The organism is Azospira sp. I13, from assembly GCF_003112695.1.
Taxonomy (GTDB): Bacteria; Pseudomonadota; Gammaproteobacteria; order Burkholderiales; family Rhodocyclaceae; genus Azospira.
Genome location: NZ_BFBP01000014.1, coordinates 1 through 16,781 on the forward strand (window position 1 = coordinate 1; position 16,781 = coordinate 16,781).

Genomic DNA, 16,781 nt, shown 5'->3' on the forward strand with positions numbered 1-16,781 from the left:
ACGATGCGTCAACCACCCCATGTGGGTCAATTTTATGTTGATGGGTGTTGTCTTAGCGGGTCAGTTTTAGGTTGTTGTTGACAGCGTGATGTAGCGCACGCCCAATGCAGCCGTGCATGAGACCCGAACCGTTCCCGACAATTGACCTCTGGCCACCGCAACATCCTCACACGACTGCTCAACCATTTGCAGGACCTGATAGGTACTGTCGTAGAAGCGCCGGCCTTCGTCGGTCAAGGTGACCCGTCGGGTCGTACGTGAGAAAAGCTGAACCCCTAACGCCTCTTCCAATTCGCGCACGTGCCGCGTAATGGTGGGCTGACCTGTATCCAGCTCTCGCGCAACCGCCGAAAAATTTCCCCGCTCTGCAACCCGTGCAAAGGTCCGCAAGCGTTCAAGGGTGACCATCGATTTATCCATACTCGGAATATATCTTATCGTTTGATGCTAGATATGAAGATTGTCCCGATCAAACTACGCTGCCTCCTATTCAAACGGAGGACTCCATGAACGTAGTGATCGTCTTTACCCATCCTGACCCACACTCACTCAACGCCTCAATGCTGAATGTCTGCGTTGATGAACTGAAGCAGCTGGGCCATGCTGTACAGGTTTCCGATTTATATGCGATGAACTTCAACCCGGTGGTCGCACGCAGCGACTTTCCCCTGCTGCAACCAGATGAGCGGCTGAAGGTCGCGCAAGCATCAAAGACCGGGTACGCCAGTAGCAACCTGACCGATGACGTGCAGGCTGAAATTGCCAAACTGAAATGGGCCGACGCGATCATCTTCCACTTCCCCCTGTGGTGGTACTCGATGCCCGCGATTCTCAAGGGTTGGGTAGACAGGGTCTTTGCCTGTGGATTTGCCTATGGCGTCGGAGAGCACAGCGACGCCAAGTGGGGGGATCGTTTCGGTGGAGGTTCTCTGGCAGGCAAGCGGGGCATGGTCATCACCACGACAGGAGGCTGGAAGGAGCATTACTCGCCTCGAGGCATCAATGGCCCCATGGACGACATTCTCTTCCCCATCAATCACAACGTCCTTTTCTACACCGGGGCCGCCGTCCTGCCGCAATTCGTCGTCCATTCAGCCGACCGCCTCCAGATGGGGGACTTTCCGGTAATCGAGGACGCACTGCGCACGCGAATGAGAGGCCTCTTTACGGACCCAACGATCGCTTATCGCCAGCAAAACACCGGCGACTACGACATTCCGAGCTGTGAATTGCGCACCGCGCTGGGAGCCCCCGGGGCTTCTGGATTTTCCCTGCATCTGAAGGACAACAGCCCGGACAAAGCCCCCCGCTTCGACTGACGGCAAGGCGCCCTGCCCCTTGGGCTGGTATCGCGTATCACCTTGCCGCAACCAGCCCAGACCCGATTAGCCAACGCCTGAAAAGCCGCATTCCGCCAGGTTGCGTTGTTCGATCATGTCGCGCACCGACAAGTTGCTGTCACCCTGGTCCGGGATGACCGAGGCTTCCACGTGGCAATCACCATCGGCGCCGTTGAGAAGCGGGCACTGGGAGAACAGTTCGGCCGCCCAGTCCGAAAATGCGCGGACCTTCGGCGACAGATGGCGATTCTGGGGATACAGCACCGACAACGGGAGCTTTGCCGGCCGCCACTGGGGCAACACCTCAATCAGCTCCTGCCGTTCCAGGTGCGGTAGCGCCATAAAACGAGCGGCCTGGACCAGGCCAAAGCCCTGCAAGGCCAGGGCCATATAGGCTTCCGCATCATTGACGGCAACGGAACCCTTGACCTTGAAATGGGTGACGGAACCGTCGATGACGTAATCCCAGTCGATGATGCGGCCGGTACGGTTGGAAAAATAATGGACGGCCTGATGATGCTCCAGGTCACCCAGCGACCGGGGCGTGCCGTAACGCTCCAGATACGCAGGTGCCGCGCAGGTCATGAAGCTGAGGCTGCCGATACGGCGGGCCACCAGGGAAGAATCCAGCAGCTCCCCGCCGCGGATGACGCAATCCACCGCCTCCTGCACCAGATCCACCGGCCGGTCGCTCATGCCGATGACCAGTTCGATGTCCGGATACCGGTTGCGGAAATCGCAGAGCCTTGGCACCAGCACCCGGCGCCCGATGGTGGTCGGCACATCGATGCGCAAGCGGCCCTGGGGACGCTGGGCCACATCGCGAAAGGCCGCTTCCATCTCCTCCAGTTCCCCCAGGATACGGGCGCAACGCTCGTAATAAGCCGCACCATCCGGTGTCAGGCTGACGCTACGGGTGGTGCGATTGAGCAAGCGGACCTTGAGGAAATTCTCCAGCCCCTGCACCGTCGTGGTGACGGTAGCCCGGGGCAGATTCAGATTGTCAGCCGCCCGGCTGAAGCTGCGGGCATCCACCACGGCCATGTACACCCGCATGGCTTGAAATTTATCCATGGATCATCCTTCCGCAATCAAGGCTGCGCCGGGAGAGCCAGCCCACGGTGAGCTCATTCACCGGCAACTATTCGTTACTGGCGAATAGTATTGTTAATTTATCAATATTTATTCTCCAAAATTAAACACCGAGAATGCGCCCACTGTAAACAAGTTCCCTACGGGGTTCCCCATGGACGCATCCCCTCCCCTGCCTTCAGCCCTCCCCGGAAAGCTGAGTATCCGCCAGCAACAACTGCCCGGCCCCCTGGGGCCCCTGACGGTGCGCATCTATCAGTCTCTGGATGGCGCCAGCCCGGCCCCTGGAATCCTCTACCTGCATGGTGGTGGTTTCGTCGCGGGCGGCCTGGAGGAAGCGGATTTCCCCGCCCGCCAGATTGCCGAACAGACTGGGGCCCTGGTGCTGTCCCTCGCCTATTCCCTGGCCCCCGGCAAGCCGTTTCCCGCCGCGCCGGAAGATGCCTACGCCGCCCTGTGCTGGCTGCACCGCATGGCGCCAGCCCTCAACGTGGATCCGGCCCGGCTGGCCGTGGTGGGCGATGATGCGGGTGGGAACCTGGGGGCAGCCCTGGCCCTGATTGCCCGGGACCGTAATTGAGGGTCGGCCGGGATTCATGCGAAATCCTCGACAAACTCTGCTAACCATCTGGTTTAGCGTAAAAAATCTGGCGTCGATTATTTCAACTGATGGCGCCAACCAGCCTTGTGGCTCAACAGTGGCGGATCAAACAACGTACCGCACACCACGTTGAATAAGTGATTCGAGTTTATTAACCCGCCACAGAATTCTGGCTCAGTCGCGATGGTCATACCCGTCATTCTCGGGAAAATCCACGACATGAACGGACTTTCTGGATCAAGGCATGCCTGGATTTCGTCTTGGCCAACCAGTTGAAGCTTGTCGCCTCCTCCGCATGGGTCCGGACTTTCGGTGAAATAATCCAAGTCGATATCGAGGATAACTGAATCGTGCTCTTGCCCAATAATCGCCTCGGTTAGTTGCTCCACGGAGTCATAACAGCGGACCAGATGCTTCCGCCCTTCGATATCCACGAAATCCTCCGGGCATTCATCACGTTGCTTTTGCACAACGTGGATGTCTCCAATCAGATTGAGGTAAGCCGCAGCCAGGATGTGGCCATCGTTTAAGGCATGTAACTTATCCCAGCAAAAAAAACCGACAGCCTTGTAGTCGGCTGTATTAAGCATGCTGAGCCACTCGCATTCGAGCTCGCAGGGTTGAGCAAGATCTTGATGCCAATCTAGAGAAATCAGTGTTGGTGGATTGTGCTGCTCAGATTGCTTGTTGCGCCACTTGAGCCAATAGAAGAATGCAAAACGATGATCCTGAACGATCGCTACTTCGATTGCACGCCCCCTATCGATCGGATGTGCAACGATGTCGTAGTAGGTTCCAGGTGGACGAATGTACTCGTTGGACTCCATGTATCCCTCTATTCTGATAAGCATGGTGGCGTTGAAACCATGCAACCAGATGCTCACGCTTGGGTAGCTTGAGTATTCTCATCAATACTTCCGCTTAGGGTCGAGTGGTGAAGGCTGCGCTCAGGGACTACGTTAGTATGCTTCCCGCTATTGGCCGATCTCTGTTAGAACCAGCCAAAAGCGCCATCCAACATCGCAAAGTAGCAAGCACGAAAACACGAATATTCCAGAGGCAAATATGGCCCCGTCAGCGATACGAGCATTTAACATGCTGGCGGCGATGGCAATTACCATCGAAATCCCGAATGCGGTGGTGTTCATGAAGAAGCGGTTGAGCAGTACGACGAAGTGCCCCGTCTTCTGCATGTTCCGTATCAGGCGAGTGCCAGAGATAGATGCCAGAATCGCCATGGCTGCGAGCAGAAAGCCAAGCATAGTTGCCGAGACCTGCGCCAATAGACCTAGCAGTGTTCGTAGGTCCTGAACCGCCATTCGGGGGGCCGAAAATAGCCCCCATCGCCAGACGAAATAGGCGAATACAACAGCGAGCAGGAAAGCAAGCTTAGTCGAGTGCTTCATCACCGGTTGCCAAGTATGGCGCCAGTCCGGTGCACGCCCGTTTGGCAGCAATCATTTCGCCAAATAGCTGGTCCGAATTGGGGCGACCTTCATTTATGTCTAACGTGACGCGGTCAAATACCCGGTCGGCAAATAGGTCAATAGGGTGGTCAACGTCAGAAACTCTGACGCGCAGGCTCTTGGTTTGGGACGATTGGAGCATCAGGCGGATCTGGTCCTTCACATTGGCGATAAGCCCCGTGTTTTTTGATCTTGTGAGGAATTTGGCCTTGAATCGGGTTGCGCCAGTGCTATTCATGAAATTGATGCTGTCTCTCGTCCAGGTGTCCTCTGGATTGGGCGCGTAGGCTCTACCCCGAGGCCGCGCAATTTCGTATTCCACTGACTTGATGACCCCCCCTTGGAGCAGCGCCAACGCATCGGGCGTTACTACCTCATCGAACGAAACGGTGTGTTGGCCGCCGCTAAGGTGCGTGAAGTACCTTGCCAGCGCGAATACGTCCGAACCTTCCATCGATACTTGGTATGAGATGACTTCGAGCCCTGAATCCTCTACGAACAGGAGGAAATGATTTTTTTCGATAACTTCATCGTCCGGGCCAAGTGCGGGAGGATGCTCAACTGCAGAGGTTCGTTGCCCAACAAGAGGAAGCTCATCCCTGAAGCGAACGAAATAGGCGGAATAACACTGGTTCGAAACGACTTGGTGCACTCGTACTTGGTGAACTGTGCTGCCTGCCTCCCTGATCTGGCCCATTTTTTCTGGGGATTGCGCAATTAGGTCCAGAAGTGAAGCGATCGTTCCTTGCTTTCCATCAGCGCCAACGCGGGGAATGTAATACCTGACGGTGTAGGTTTTTGTCTTCGACATGTAGTTCAAGTTGTCAATAAGCTGATGGCATGGAACGATATATTAAAGGCATGGTGAATGCCAAGGTGAATTGCCCCTGAATTTGTAGACACCCTTGAGTCCAGGCTGATCGGGATAAAGGCCATGGGAACCTCCCAATTGCTGCTATATAGTCGATAGCATATCCATGCATTGGGCATGGTCCGATGGCCGCAGAGGGTCGGAAGCCGCCGTAAAGAAATGGCCGGTATGTAACCAAAACCGGCCATTTTTCGTTAGGTACGCTACCGAAACCACTGACTTGGTTGAGGGGCTGTGCGACTGCCCTCATGCCACTGAGTGGCAGAGGTTGGGAACGCGACTAGGTGGCCGCCCTTTGATGCAATTAAATGGCAACATTCATGCGAGCTGGCAAGCAGCGTCCAGGCTGGTTAAAAAAACCGAGCGACGCTGATCCCCCTCATTACTTTTCCTGGTCAAAGAGCGATTCTTGCTTCTCGGCACGGCCCTTGTGCTGTCCGCTGCCTTTCATTGCGACGGTGAGCCTTTGCAGGATTTGTTCGTGGCTGGCTAACACTGCTTTCGCTGCGGTCAATTCTGCCTCCAGGCGGAGTCCGATCTGATTCGCTTCCTGTAACTTCTCTGCACAGCCTTGGTTTTCTGCGACCAGTTCATCTATATGTACAGCGCTCTGCGCCAAACGCTCTTCCATCTGTTGATTCTTCAGTTCGAAGACCGCCAATTGTTCCCGGGCGGTACGTAGCGGTCGAATTTCGGTTTCCAGACGATGCAACTCGCTACGAAAATGGGTCTGCTCGCTGGAAAGACGGGCATTGTCCTCATGGCTGCGGATGAGTTCCTGCTGTTTCGCATTCACCGTTTCCTTGGCTCCACGCAGTTCCCCCTGCAAGAACTGAATCTGCTGTTCGAACTGCCGCTGATCCTGCTCACGTTGCTCCTTCGCCGCTGTGCGGAAATGCTCCAGCGCCTCCCGGGCATGCTGATGCTTTTCTTCCAGCGATATGCGGTGCGTTTCTTCCTTTGCCAGTTGCCCCTCCATGTCCTCGATACGCTGCGTCATTTGCGCCCGAACGATTCTCTCTTCCTGAAGCGTGCTCTGGGTTTCGCTGTGGGTGGTCTTCTCTGCCGACAACTCCAATACCTGACGCTCAGACTGGCTGCGGAAGGAATCGACTTCATTACGTAACGCGATGATGGTGTCGTTCAGCGCCGAAATTTCCGCCTTGTGCTTATCGGTCAGCGCCGCCATGCGCTGATCGGCTTCCAAATGCAGACGTTCGGCCAGCCTGGCTGACAGGTCTTGAATGGCATCACTGACCGCAACCTGGGTACCGGTATTCCCGCCTTCCTCTTCCTCGATCTCCTTGAGGTAGCGGTGAATCGTACCTTTGGAGCCCGTGTTGCCCAGCTCGCTACGGATGGCGTCAATCGATGGATAACGCCCCATCGCCAGCAGGTTGTTACGCGCTCTGATAACTTCTGATTTGTAGATTCCGGCTCTGGCCATGGCATCCTCGAATTTCGTACTGTATTACGTACTACGATAGTACATACTGAATTTCGATAGCGCAAGGTGAGAAATTGACGAAATATATGAAGTGATAATGGTTTGTTATTTGGTGTGATGGTATTTTTTAGGAAATCATGACTCGGAAGCCGTACGAAGCAGAGGAAGCAGCCGCTATTCAGGCCCTCTCGCTCTCGAGTGGCTTAGGCCTAGAAATTCGCTCAGGCTGTGCCTGCGACTGCTTAGGGAGGTGAACAAGTCCTCGGGGCTGAGACAAAAGCCCATAAGTACAGGAACCGCAAGTTTGTGGAGCGAGGTGTGCCACATGCACTCCGGCTCAGTGACGGTGGCCGTGGTGCATGTCAGGAAAATGCGGGTGGCTGTGCTGCAACGCCATATGGACATGGCTGTGACGATGGCGGGTACCGGCCGCCACAGGCGGGTCATGGGGATGGTCGTGATGGGGATCGTCGCCATGGTAGTGGGGGTGCTCGTGGCTGCCAGACTCGTGCACATGGGTGTGCTCGTGGCGCTCGGTCAGGTGCAGCCACACCCCCAGCAGCATCAGGGCACCGGCCAGGGCGAGTTGGGGAGTGACGGGCTCCTGCAGCAGGGAGATTGCCAGCAGCGTGCCGAGAAAGGGGGCCACCGAGAAATAGGCACCGGTACGTGCCGTCCCTAGGTGGCGCAGGGCCACCACGAACAGGGTGAGGCTGGCGCCGTAGCTGGCTAGCCCCAGGAACAGGGCTCCCGTGATAATGCCAGGAGCTGGCCACGGAGCATGGAGCGCCAGGGCTAGCGCTAGGTTGGTGGCACCTGCTGTCAGCCCTTTGGTCATGGCGATGAAGGAAGCATCGGTCAGGGACACCTTGCGCGTCAGGTTGTTATCCACCGCCCAGGCCAGGCAGGCCCCCAAGACCAGCAAGGCGGCCTGGCTGCCGGCGAAGCTGGCCTCCCCCGGCCAGGACAGGACCAGGGCGCCGGCAACGATGGCCACCATACCGAGGGCGACCCGACGGTCAAAGTTCTCATGGAAGACAAACCAGGCCAGGAGGGCGGTGATTACCCCTTCGGCATTGAGCAGCAGGGAAGCACCGGAGGCCGGCATCCGCGCTAAGCCGAGTAGCAGCAGGACCGGGGCCACTACGCCGCCAGCCAGGGTGGCTCCGGCCAGCCAGCCCCGCTCAAGTACTGGAAGGGACACCGCCGGCACCCGCCAGAGGCGGCGAAGCAAAAGGAGACCAAGACCTGAGCCCAGGTACAGCAGGGCCGCCAGTAGCCAGGGGTTGGTATGGACTAACAGCAGCTTGGCTAAAGGGGGGTTGGCACCGAAAAGGAGCGCCGCGATCAGAGCTGCGGCGATACCACCCATGTCGGCCCGCTTCATCAGGATTGCTCCCGGTCAGTGGTCTTCAGATGGCAGGTGCAGGTCCCTGAGGAGTAGCCTATATCCGCTGTCATCGACTCCCCCCCCAAAAAAATCTTGCCCTCTACTTTAAGATAGATTTAAAAACTAAAAAACACATCTATTAATTCCAATTTTTTATAACCGAAATAACGAGTTAAGAAACTTTACAATACGAATCCATCGCCTTTCCTGCCAAGTAGCAAAAATCAATAACAACAAAAATATGAACAGTGCTAGAACCCCTACGACAATCAGCAAAAAAACATCATCCTGCCGCATATGGTTGAGCATGTGATAAATACTTCGATGCAATCGATTGACACCTTTTAGCCAGAAATTAATTTACAAAATTTTTATTTTAAATTCCTAAGCAACTCAGCCATATCCTTGAACTCGCCTCCAACACGATCCAAGGTGAATTGGTACATCACAGCATTTTCAGCAAAGTGCTGTCGCTCAATATCCATTTCAACAGTATTGCCATCAGCACTACTTTGATATGGGGTGCGATATTTCAAATTAAATGCATTAACCTTGCCTAAGGCAACTCCCGACATGTGGCTAGAGTTTGATTTTGCCAATATCATCGGCTCACGATTCATTACACCGATTGATTCATCAATTTCAATATCTTGAGCCTTGTATCCAGGAGTATCGGAATTGGCAATATTTGAAGCAATCAACTGTTGCCGATAGGCTCGTATATTCAGCATATTCTCCTGAAATTCAGATCTTCCGCCACGTACACTATTATTGGTTGGAAAGTGCATGGAGCTAGGAGTGTTGTTTTGGAAATTTGATTTGATACCAGAGTTGTTTATTGAATAACCCTGCTCTGCTTTTCTAGAAGAAATTTGTTCTAGGGTTTTTGAAAAGCCTTCTTGATTATGATCTTTGTCATTGCTGAGTACTCCCCTGGAAGTTGTAGCTCCAAGAGAGAGCTGAAAATTTAAACCAGGAATGTCAGTCATGCCCAACCTTTCTTCCTAGATATTTATTCTTAACATGCCGGCCATGTCATGCCCCATTCTCACTGCTAGGAATTTCTCTGTTTCCCTGGACGCTTTGCCAATCGGCCAGACAGGATTTTTGCACATGGCTTTTTTTATATTTCTTCTTTAAGTGCCATTCTATTAAGAAGCGGCTACCTAAAAATATAAGCACCAGCGCTACAAAAACAAAAGGGCCGTCATGAAATAGTTCAGAGTGAGAATTGTGAGGCATCGTATGTTCGGCCCAATCCTATCGATCAAAACTTTAGACGCCTTTGCTCTTCATGCTTTAGCACTACGTCTTTGCATATAAAGATTGATTAGATGGAATAGTGTCCAGCTAGTCACATGACGAACCAGACACAGATTCCACTAGAATCAATGGTTAACTTTTCGAATCGTCAGGAACAGATGTGAAGTCAATTTCTTCAGCATCTTTTCCATGGACGAGGCGATAGAGGAGAGGCAGCACAAGAAGCGTCAAAGCAGTCGACGAAAGAATCCCACCAATCACTACTGTTGCAAGCGGACGCTGGACCTCTGCACCAGTTCCTGTGGCAATTGCCATTGGGACAAAGCCAAGAGAGGCAACCAAGGCTGTCATCAATACAGGACGCAAGCGGGTCAGTGCGCCTTCATGAATTGCTTCATCTAAAGTTCGCCCCTCCTCTCGCAGGTTTCGAATAAAAGAAATCATTACTAGGCCGTTCAATACCGCCACACCGGACAGCGCAATGAAGCCGATTCCTGCAGAGATCGAAAGTGGAATATCCCTCAACCACAGCGCCACAACCCCGCCAGTTAGCGCGAATGGAATGCCAGTAAACACCAGTAGTCCATCCTTCACATTGCCAAACATGGCGAACAACAGTGTGAAAACCAGCAGCAATGCGACAGGGACCACAATTTTTAGGCGTTGGGAGGCCGATTCCAGTTGTTCGAAGGTTCCACCCCAAACGGTCCAATAGCCAGCCGGTATTTTTACCTCGGACAAACGGCTCTGTGCCTCGGAAACAAATGAGCCGATATCTCGTCCCCGAACGTTGGCACTGACGACCACTCGGCGCTTGCCATTCTCGCGACTAACCTGATTGGGGCCCGGAGCCAAATCCAAGCTAGCTACCTCCCCCAAGGGGATATACGTCGTTCGCCCTTCCATTCCACTTACACCAACATTCGCTCTCGGTAAGGCAATCGGAAGGCGTTTCAACGATTCGAGGTCTGAGCGCAGTGTGTCGGGCAAACGAACAACGATATCGAAGCGACGGTCTCCTTCGAACATCGTTCCTGCTTCTCGACCACCTATGGCGGTAGAAATTGCATCTTGGACATCACCGATGTTGAGTCCATAGCGAGCGGTCTTGTCCCGATCAATATTCACCGTCAACATAGGCAATCCCGTCGTCTGTTCCACCTTGACTTCGGATGCACCGGGAAGCTTTTCGAGGATGGCGGCAATTTTTCCTGCCGTATCGTTCATGACCTCCATATCGTCGCCAAAGACCTTGATGGCAACGTCACTGCGGACCCCTGAGATCAATTCGTTAAAACGCAACTGGATGGGCTGAGAAAACTCATAGGTATTGCCTGGCAACTGGCCTACGCTCTTTTGAATGGCTGCCAGCAGTTCATCTCTGGTTTTTTTGGGTTCTGGCCACTGAGCTTCAGGCTTCAACATGATGTAGCCATCTGAGATATTAGGTGGCATTGGGTCAGAGGCAATTTCCGCCGTCCCGGATCGAGCAAATACACGCTCAATTTCCGGGAAATCTGTCTTTAGCCGCTTTTCCAGTTGCTGTTGCATTGCAACTGATTGAGATAGGCTGGTTCCCGGGATGCGTAGTGCCTGAATTGCAAAGTCGCCTTCATTAAGGCTGGGAACAAATTCACTCCCCATGCGGGTTGCAAGCAGACTGGAGAGAATCACCATTACGGTGGTGAAGACCAAAACAACCGGCTTGTTTTCCATGACATAGGCCAGAGCAGGCTCATACCAACGCTTGGCCATCCGCATCAGGATGTTCTCCTTCTCTGCGACCTTCGTGCCGATGAACAATGCAACCGCTGCCGGAATGAATGTGACGGATAGGATCATGGCACCAACCAGAGCAGTCACTACGGTGAACGCCATAGGATGGAACATCTTTCCTTCGACACCGGTGAGTGCAAATATCGGCAGATATACGATCATGATGATGAGCTGGCCAAATAACAGCGCCCGGCGTGCTTCCTGAGATGCGGCAAAGACCTCATGGAAGCGCTCCGTCCGAGTTAGCGGCCGCCCGTGACGTTCCTGTGCATGAGCTAGGCGACGAACGCAGTTTTCCACGATCACAACTGCGCCATCGATGATGATCCCGAAGTCGAGAGCCCCTAGGCTCATCAGATTGGCACTGACGTGGTAGGACACCATGCCTGAAAAGGTGAACAGCATGGAGAGTGGAATCACCATTGCTGTGATCACTGCCGCCCTAATGTTCCCCAAGAACAGGAACAGGATGGCGATAACCAGGATTGCTCCCTCCAGAAGGTTCTTCTTGACGGTATTGATCGCTTTGTCTACCAGAACAGTCCGGTCATAGACGGTTACCGCATGGACACCTTCAGGCAAGCTGCGGTTGATTTCAGCCATCTTCTGATCGACAGCTCGTGATACCGTCCGGCTGTTCTCACCAATCAGCATGAATACGGTGCCAAGTACAATTTCCCGGCCGTTATCCGTTGCTGCACCTGTACGGAGCTCTCGGCCGATACCGACTTCCGCTACATCACGAATGCGGATCGGGACTCCCTGAACATTGCCGAGAATGACGTTCCGGATATCCTCAATGGTTCGTACTTGTCCTGGTGCTCGAATCAAGTATTGCTCACCACGCTTCTCTATATAGCCAGCCCCGACGTTGCCGTTGTTGCGGTCAAGAGCTGTAACTACGTCTTGAAACGTCAGCCCATAGGAAGCCAGCTTCTCTGGGCTGGGGGCAACCTGGTATTCCTTGGCGAAACCGCCAATCGAGTTGATTTCGGTAACCCCTGGAACATTGCGCAATTGCGGCTTGATGATCCAGTCTTGGATTTCGCGCAAATCAGTCGGCGTATAAGGCGTGCCATCTGCTTTCTTTGCAGCATCTTCGGCTTCAACAGTCCAAAGATAGATTTCCCCAAGGCCAGTTGAGATGGGCCCCATGGCTGGAGCAATTCCAGCCGGCAACTTCTCCTTGGCCTCTTGAATGCGCTGATTGACCAGTTGGCGGGCAAAATAGATATCCGTCCCATCTTTAAAGATCACGGTTACTTGAGACAATCCATAACGTGACATGGAACGGGTCTGCTCCAGATGAGGCAACCCGGCCATGACGGTCTCGACCGGGTAGGTCACCCGTTGCTCCACCTCCAGCGGCGAATAACCGGGAGCAGAAGTGTTGATCTGAACCTGGACGTTGGTGATGTCCGGTACCGCATCGATTGGGAGACGCTGATAGTTGTAGATTCCAAGTCCAGCTATCCCAAGCACGGCTAAGAGGACCAGCCACCGGTTCTCAATGGCAAGTCGAATGATGCGTTCAAACATGTTGTCTTCTCCCGGCTCAGTGGCTATGTTCGGCACTGCCCTTGCCGAGTTCAGACTTCAATACAAAGCTACCGGATCCTGCATATGGGGTCCCCGCCTTTAGGCCACTAAGCACCTCCACCAACTTGCCGTCAGAGCGTCCCAAGGTGACAGGTTGTGCAATAAAGCCATCCGCAACTCTGGTGAAGATGATGGATTTGTCTCCGATCATCTGAACCGCATCAGCCAGAACACTCACCGGAACATCCGCCTCACCTGAAACGACTTCCACATTGACAAATAGGCCTGGGCGCCACGCCATATTTGGATTGGACAGGGTCACACGCGCCTTGGCTGTACGGGTATCCTGCCCAAGTAGAGCTCCCACATAGGAGATGCTGCCTTCGGCTTTTGAGTCGAAGGCAGTGGCCTTAACTATGACCTTTTCACCAACACGAACTATGTTCAGATCCTTGGCCGGAACCACGATTTCTGCCCAGACGGAAGATAGGTCAGAGACCGTAAAAATACTGGCATCTTCCTTGACGGCCTCGCCGAGTGCGATGTGCTTCTCGACGACCATGCCATCAAAAGGAGCCCGGATTTCATAGCGGTTGAGGCTCCCCGATACGCTTGAGCCGGCTCCCAGGGCAACCAGCTTCTGCTGGCTGTTCGCGACGGAAATTTCAGCTTCCCGCAGTACCTGCTGTGCTTGAAGGTAGTCTTGCTCCGCCGAAATTTTTTCCTCCCAGAGCTTCTTTTCCCGCTCATAGGTGGACTTAGCCAGAGTTAGGCGTTTCTGAGCAGCTAACAACTCGCTACGTTGCTCGGAGAGTCCCGTGCTTGCGATTACGGCTAGTACTTGTCCACGCTTGACTGGTTGCCCAAGATTGGCAGGAACGCTCTCTACAACACCGGCTAACCGCGGTACGACGTGCGCGGTCCTATCTTCATTGAAGCGAATCTCTCCCGGCAATTTCGCAGAGGTTCTAATTTTTGCAGGGGCTGCCTTCTGAATAGAAATACCGGCAGATTTAACCTGCTCTTCCGTCAGTTCGATTTTTCCTTCTTCCTGTGTATACATAAACAGGAACGGAGCATTTCCTAGCCTAGCAACAATCGCTGCCTCAAATACATGAGGTTCTGCGATCGGGCTTGTGCTTTTCAGGTAGTCCTTTTCTGACTGGAAAGTGATCTCCTGCTTTTCCCCATCTGGCCGTGTCAGAGTCACTGAAACGTTAGCGGCAGTTGGTACCAACGGCTTGTCTTGTTTGAACAGCCAAACCCGGAAATGCGGCTCTCCCCCCTCTTCAGCCAATAGCAATTCCAAACCGAATCCATCCTCGGTAAACAACTTACCCCCATGGACTCCAGTTTTTGGGCTGCCTTCATGATGTTCTGCATCGCCGTGCTCCTTGGCGTGGTCATGGCTATCGCCAGCCTTTTCACCATGGTGCTCGGCATCGGCATGCCCCTTGGATTCCTCATGGTTGTTATGCTCATGCTGTTCTCCGGCCGGCTTGGACGGACCGGATACCAGGATCCATCCACCGGTAATCAAGCCCAGGGCCACAATCACAGCAATGGTGACACCCTGCTTTTTAGGGATATTCAACGCGTTCTTTTTAAAATTGATCTTCACAACTGGCTCCTACGGACGGCTAGGTACGACGGGCGATATTGAATTGGTGGAACCAAGGACACGCTCCAGCTCTGCGGCAGTCCGGTGGGCCTCGGATAAGCTTCTCAGGTACTGAGCTCTCGCCTGGAAAAAGGTCCGTTGAGCATCCAGGACTTCCAGAAAGCTAAATTTCCCAAGCTCGAAACCCTTGCTGGCAGCCTCATAAGCACTGCGAGCACCAGGTAGGATTTCGCTTTGCAGGGTTTGCGCTTCGACGACGAGTGCCTTTAGACGCTCCTGGTTTTGCGCAATCGCGGTGCTTAAGCGGATTTCTGTAGCACTGAGGTCGTCTCGTGCCTTGTCGGCTCGCCGAAGCGCTTCGAGCAGGTTGCCCTGATTGCGATCAAATATCGGGAATGGGATTGAAACGCCAACAATAGTCTGATCACGCCCAAGATCTTCAGCTCGCTTTGAGCCCACGCTAATAGTGACATTGGGTATCTGGCGGGATCGCTCAACGTCGGCAAGTGCCGCGAAGCGATCAGCCTCATGGCGGGCTCTGACAAGTACGGGAGAATTATTCAGACGCTGCCCGATCTCTTCGGCTGGAAATACTTCCGGCAAGATGTCAGTTTTCCCTTCAGCCTGCTCAAAGCGCGGTGCTGTGCTTCCCCATGTTGCTGCTAAGCGGTTGCGCGCAGTGATCAGGTCACCTTTGGCTTGATTCATCTCAACCCGAGCGGCTGCCTCTGCAACACGGGCCTTGGTTTCTTCTACCGGAGAGATTTTCCCAGCGATAACCCGTCGTGATGCAGCCTGAGTAGCTCGCTGAGCGAGATTGAGCAAATCCTCAACTTGTCGAACTCGCTCTTGTGCTACCAAGACGTCAAAGAATGATCCAACCACGGTCGCTCTGACATCCAAGCGCTTGGCAGCTAAGTCAGCTGTCGCCACATCCCTTCCCCGTTCGGCAGAGGCAATTCGAGCTGCACGCTTGCCACCCAATTCAATCAATTGGTTGATCTGAACAGTAGTGGTACGGGTTGCCTTGTTTTGGGTATCTTCAACTAAGGTTGAAATATCCGGGTTTGGCAGTATGCCGGCTTGAACCACAGTTCCTTCTACGGCACGCAATTCGTTGGCCGCTGCGGATAATTCGGGATTGAATGCCAGGGCAAGATTAATTGCAGCAGCGAGATTCAAGGTACCTGTTGGTTCCTTGAGAGGAGTTGGCGTGGCGGCACTCAACGACGGTGATTTCTCCGCCTGAGCCCAGAGATGGGTGCTAGTAAGCACCATAACTCCGAAAAGGCCTCGGACCAGTAATGCGGTAATTGTGACTCTTGGGTGCATCCGATTCTCCAGTGACGAAAGACACATAGGGAATCGGCGGGGCGCCATCCGGTAAGCGGCATGGCGAAAGTAGCAGCTGATGCTGCTACAGACAGGTGGGCAACAACAACCCAGCCCCGCCGATTAGGCGGGGATGAACCAGTTGGGACGTTCGGGTTGGTCGCCGTATAGCGACACCTGGTAATGAAGGGGCTGCAGATGTTCAGCCACAATCTCAGCTATCGGCACGACCTTGGTCGTACTCGTCATGGCTGCAAGACAACCTGCATGGCACACTGCACAATCACTGTCGACGCTGGCAAGTGACCCCTTGGCATCTTTTGCACCGTCATCAGTCTGATGTTTGTGCTCATGGTGACCAAGGTGCTGAGCCGCAGGATCGGTTTCATGCGAACAATAAGCAGCCGCCATCGCCCAAGTAAATTGGAGTGGTAGGAACACCAGGAGAAAGATGGAAAGCCAGCGACGCATGAAATCAATCTTAGCAGAAGTAGTACTACCCCTGAAGCGAAGTATCGAAGGGAATTTGATGGTATGCCATCAGCAATTAAGCGATGGCCAAGATCGTCTCTTTGCCATCGCTTGAGTGCAAACCCTGATATTTTAGGGGCGATACAACTCGTCACGCTGCTTCCGCTCTTCAGGGGTCATCTCCAGGGAAGGCTTCGGCGTCTTGTGGTCGAGTTTGTCAGCATCTTGCCATTTACCATCACGATAGGCATATTCGTGCTGGACTAGTGCCCACCCCTGGTCGCCACCCACATAGCGGTATTGGCCATCGGCGCTGACAGGATTGCGTTTGAACTCTTCCAATTCCTTCTGGACTTGTTGCGTCGTTTTGCCACCGGTACTGTGCGACGGGTAAATCGCCGTAGCACCACCGGCACCACTGTGGATCACGGACTCCGCAGATGCCATCCCCGATGCGACAAAGCCGGCGCAAAGAATGGTGATGGAAAGTACTTGTTTGGTTTTCATGTCAGGGCTCCTTGTAGCAAATGTCGTTTCAATAGTTTTTTGAAATGCCAGTCAGTTAGCTGGCA

The 16,781-nt window shown here is 53.7% G+C and carries 15 protein-coding genes; 2 read left to right on the forward strand and 13 right to left on the reverse strand.

Features of this window, described 5'->3' with window-relative positions; genetic code table 11:
* Positions 1-66 precede the first annotated feature (66 nt).
* Entirely contained in the window at positions 67-408 is a 342-nt protein-coding gene (locus tag AZSI13_RS13965; RefSeq protein WP_201262397.1) for a LysR family transcriptional regulator, read from the reverse strand.
* A 98-nt stretch (positions 409-506) separates the two neighbouring features.
* On the opposite strand from AZSI13_RS13965, the gene AZSI13_RS13970 reads away from it, so the two are divergent.
* Positions 507-1,319 carry an NAD(P)H-dependent oxidoreductase gene (locus tag AZSI13_RS13970; protein WP_109041794.1) on the forward strand — a complete coding sequence of 271 codons (813 nt, stop codon included), beginning with the start codon at positions 507-509 and terminating at the stop codon, positions 1,317-1,319.
* 66 nt (positions 1,320-1,385) lie between these two features.
* On the opposite strand, the gene AZSI13_RS13975 is transcribed toward AZSI13_RS13970, so the two are convergent.
* Positions 1,386-2,414, reverse strand: coding sequence for a LysR family transcriptional regulator (locus tag AZSI13_RS13975; RefSeq protein ID WP_109041795.1), 1,029 nt, complete (start codon positions 2,412-2,414; stop codon positions 1,386-1,388).
* 172 nt (positions 2,415-2,586) lie between these two features.
* On the opposite strand from AZSI13_RS13975, the gene AZSI13_RS13980 reads away from it, so the two are divergent.
* Positions 2,587-3,012: an alpha/beta hydrolase gene (locus AZSI13_RS13980; RefSeq protein ID WP_109041796.1), complete on the forward strand. Its 426-nt coding sequence runs from the start codon at positions 2,587-2,589 to the stop codon at positions 3,010-3,012.
* Between the two features lie 77 nt (positions 3,013-3,089).
* Here the strand turns inward: AZSI13_RS13980 and AZSI13_RS13985 are convergent, their stop codons facing one another.
* From AZSI13_RS13985 to AZSI13_RS14030, 11 genes are all read right to left on the reverse strand, one after another.
* Positions 3,090-3,917 (reverse strand): hypothetical protein, encoded by an 828-nt coding sequence (locus tag AZSI13_RS13985; RefSeq protein WP_109041797.1) that lies wholly within the window; start codon positions 3,915-3,917, stop codon positions 3,090-3,092.
* Positions 3,918-4,007: 90 nt separating this feature from the next.
* Positions 4,008-4,439: a hypothetical protein gene (locus AZSI13_RS13990; RefSeq protein ID WP_109041798.1), complete on the reverse strand. Its 432-nt coding sequence runs from the start codon at positions 4,437-4,439 to the stop codon at positions 4,008-4,010.
* Complete coding sequence (locus AZSI13_RS13995) at positions 4,423-5,310, reverse strand: DUF6731 family protein (RefSeq protein WP_109041799.1); 888 nt, start codon at positions 5,308-5,310, stop codon at positions 4,423-4,425. The genes AZSI13_RS13990 and AZSI13_RS13995 overlap by 17 nt, the downstream gene beginning before the upstream one ends.
* Positions 5,311-5,752: 442 nt before the next feature.
* Positions 5,753-6,817, reverse strand: a complete 1,065-nt coding sequence (locus AZSI13_RS14000; protein WP_109041800.1) for a DNA-binding protein — start codon at positions 6,815-6,817, stop codon at positions 5,753-5,755.
* A gap of 337 nt (positions 6,818-7,154) precedes the next feature.
* Positions 7,155-8,204: a DMT family transporter gene (locus AZSI13_RS14005; protein ID WP_109041801.1), complete on the reverse strand. Its 1,050-nt coding sequence runs from the start codon at positions 8,202-8,204 to the stop codon at positions 7,155-7,157.
* Positions 8,205-8,578: 374 nt separating this feature from the next.
* Positions 8,579-9,196, reverse strand: a complete 618-nt coding sequence (gene flgB, locus AZSI13_RS14010; RefSeq protein WP_235609783.1) for a flagellar basal body rod protein FlgB — start codon at positions 9,194-9,196, stop codon at positions 8,579-8,581.
* A gap of 406 nt (positions 9,197-9,602) precedes the next feature.
* On the reverse strand, positions 9,603-12,785 hold the full coding sequence (locus AZSI13_RS14015) for a CusA/CzcA family heavy metal efflux RND transporter (protein ID WP_109041803.1): 3,183 nt from the start codon (positions 12,783-12,785) through the stop codon (positions 9,603-9,605).
* Positions 12,786-12,801: 16 nt separating this feature from the next.
* Positions 12,802-14,406 (reverse strand): efflux RND transporter periplasmic adaptor subunit, encoded by a 1,605-nt coding sequence (locus AZSI13_RS14020; protein WP_109041804.1) that lies wholly within the window; start codon positions 14,404-14,406, stop codon positions 12,802-12,804.
* A gap of 9 nt (positions 14,407-14,415) precedes the next feature.
* Positions 14,416-15,633, reverse strand: coding sequence for a TolC family protein (locus tag AZSI13_RS14025; RefSeq protein WP_201262398.1), 1,218 nt, complete (start codon positions 15,631-15,633; stop codon positions 14,416-14,418).
* 228 nt (positions 15,634-15,861) lie between these two features.
* Positions 15,862-16,209 (reverse strand): cation efflux protein, CzcI family, encoded by a 348-nt coding sequence (gene czcI, locus AZSI13_RS17335; protein ID WP_133247321.1) that lies wholly within the window; start codon positions 16,207-16,209, stop codon positions 15,862-15,864.
* Positions 16,210-16,341: 132 nt separating this feature from the next.
* On the reverse strand, positions 16,342-16,716 hold the full coding sequence (locus AZSI13_RS14030) for a DUF4148 domain-containing protein (protein ID WP_109041805.1): 375 nt from the start codon (positions 16,714-16,716) through the stop codon (positions 16,342-16,344).
* Between the last annotated feature and the right edge of the window lie 65 nt (positions 16,717-16,781).

What these genes read in the sequence shown, in the direction of transcription:
- AZSI13_RS13975 (WP_109041795.1), bottom strand. Translation starts at nt 2,414, where the DNA reads ATGGATAAATTTCAAGCCATGCGGGTGTACATGGCCGTGGTGGATGCC.
- AZSI13_RS13990 (WP_109041798.1), bottom strand. Translation starts at nt 4,439, where the DNA reads ATGAAGCACTCGACTAAGCTTGCTTTCCTGCTCGCTGTTGTATTCGCC.
- AZSI13_RS14030 (WP_109041805.1), bottom strand. Translation starts at nt 16,716, where the DNA reads ATGAAAACCAAACAAGTACTTTCCATCACCATTCTTTGCGCCGGCTTT.
- AZSI13_RS14005 (WP_109041801.1), bottom strand. Translation starts at nt 8,204, where the DNA reads ATGAAGCGGGCCGACATGGGTGGTATCGCCGCAGCTCTGATCGCGGCG.
- AZSI13_RS13970 (WP_109041794.1), top strand. Translation starts at nt 507, where the DNA reads ATGAACGTAGTGATCGTCTTTACCCATCCTGACCCACACTCACTCAAC.
- AZSI13_RS14000 (WP_109041800.1), bottom strand. Translation starts at nt 6,817, where the DNA reads ATGGCCAGAGCCGGAATCTACAAATCAGAAGTTATCAGAGCGCGTAAC.
- AZSI13_RS13965 (WP_201262397.1), bottom strand. Translation starts at nt 408, where the DNA reads ATGGTCACCCTTGAACGCTTGCGGACCTTTGCACGGGTTGCAGAGCGG.
- AZSI13_RS13995 (WP_109041799.1), bottom strand. Translation starts at nt 5,310, where the DNA reads ATGTCGAAGACAAAAACCTACACCGTCAGGTATTACATTCCCCGCGTT.
- AZSI13_RS13980 (WP_109041796.1), top strand. Translation starts at nt 2,587, where the DNA reads ATGGACGCATCCCCTCCCCTGCCTTCAGCCCTCCCCGGAAAGCTGAGT.
- AZSI13_RS14015 (WP_109041803.1), bottom strand. Translation starts at nt 12,785, where the DNA reads ATGTTTGAACGCATCATTCGACTTGCCATTGAGAACCGGTGGCTGGTC.
- czcI (WP_133247321.1), bottom strand. Translation starts at nt 16,209, where the DNA reads ATGCGTCGCTGGCTTTCCATCTTTCTCCTGGTGTTCCTACCACTCCAA.
- flgB (WP_235609783.1), bottom strand. Translation starts at nt 9,196, where the DNA reads ATGACTGACATTCCTGGTTTAAATTTTCAGCTCTCTCTTGGAGCTACA.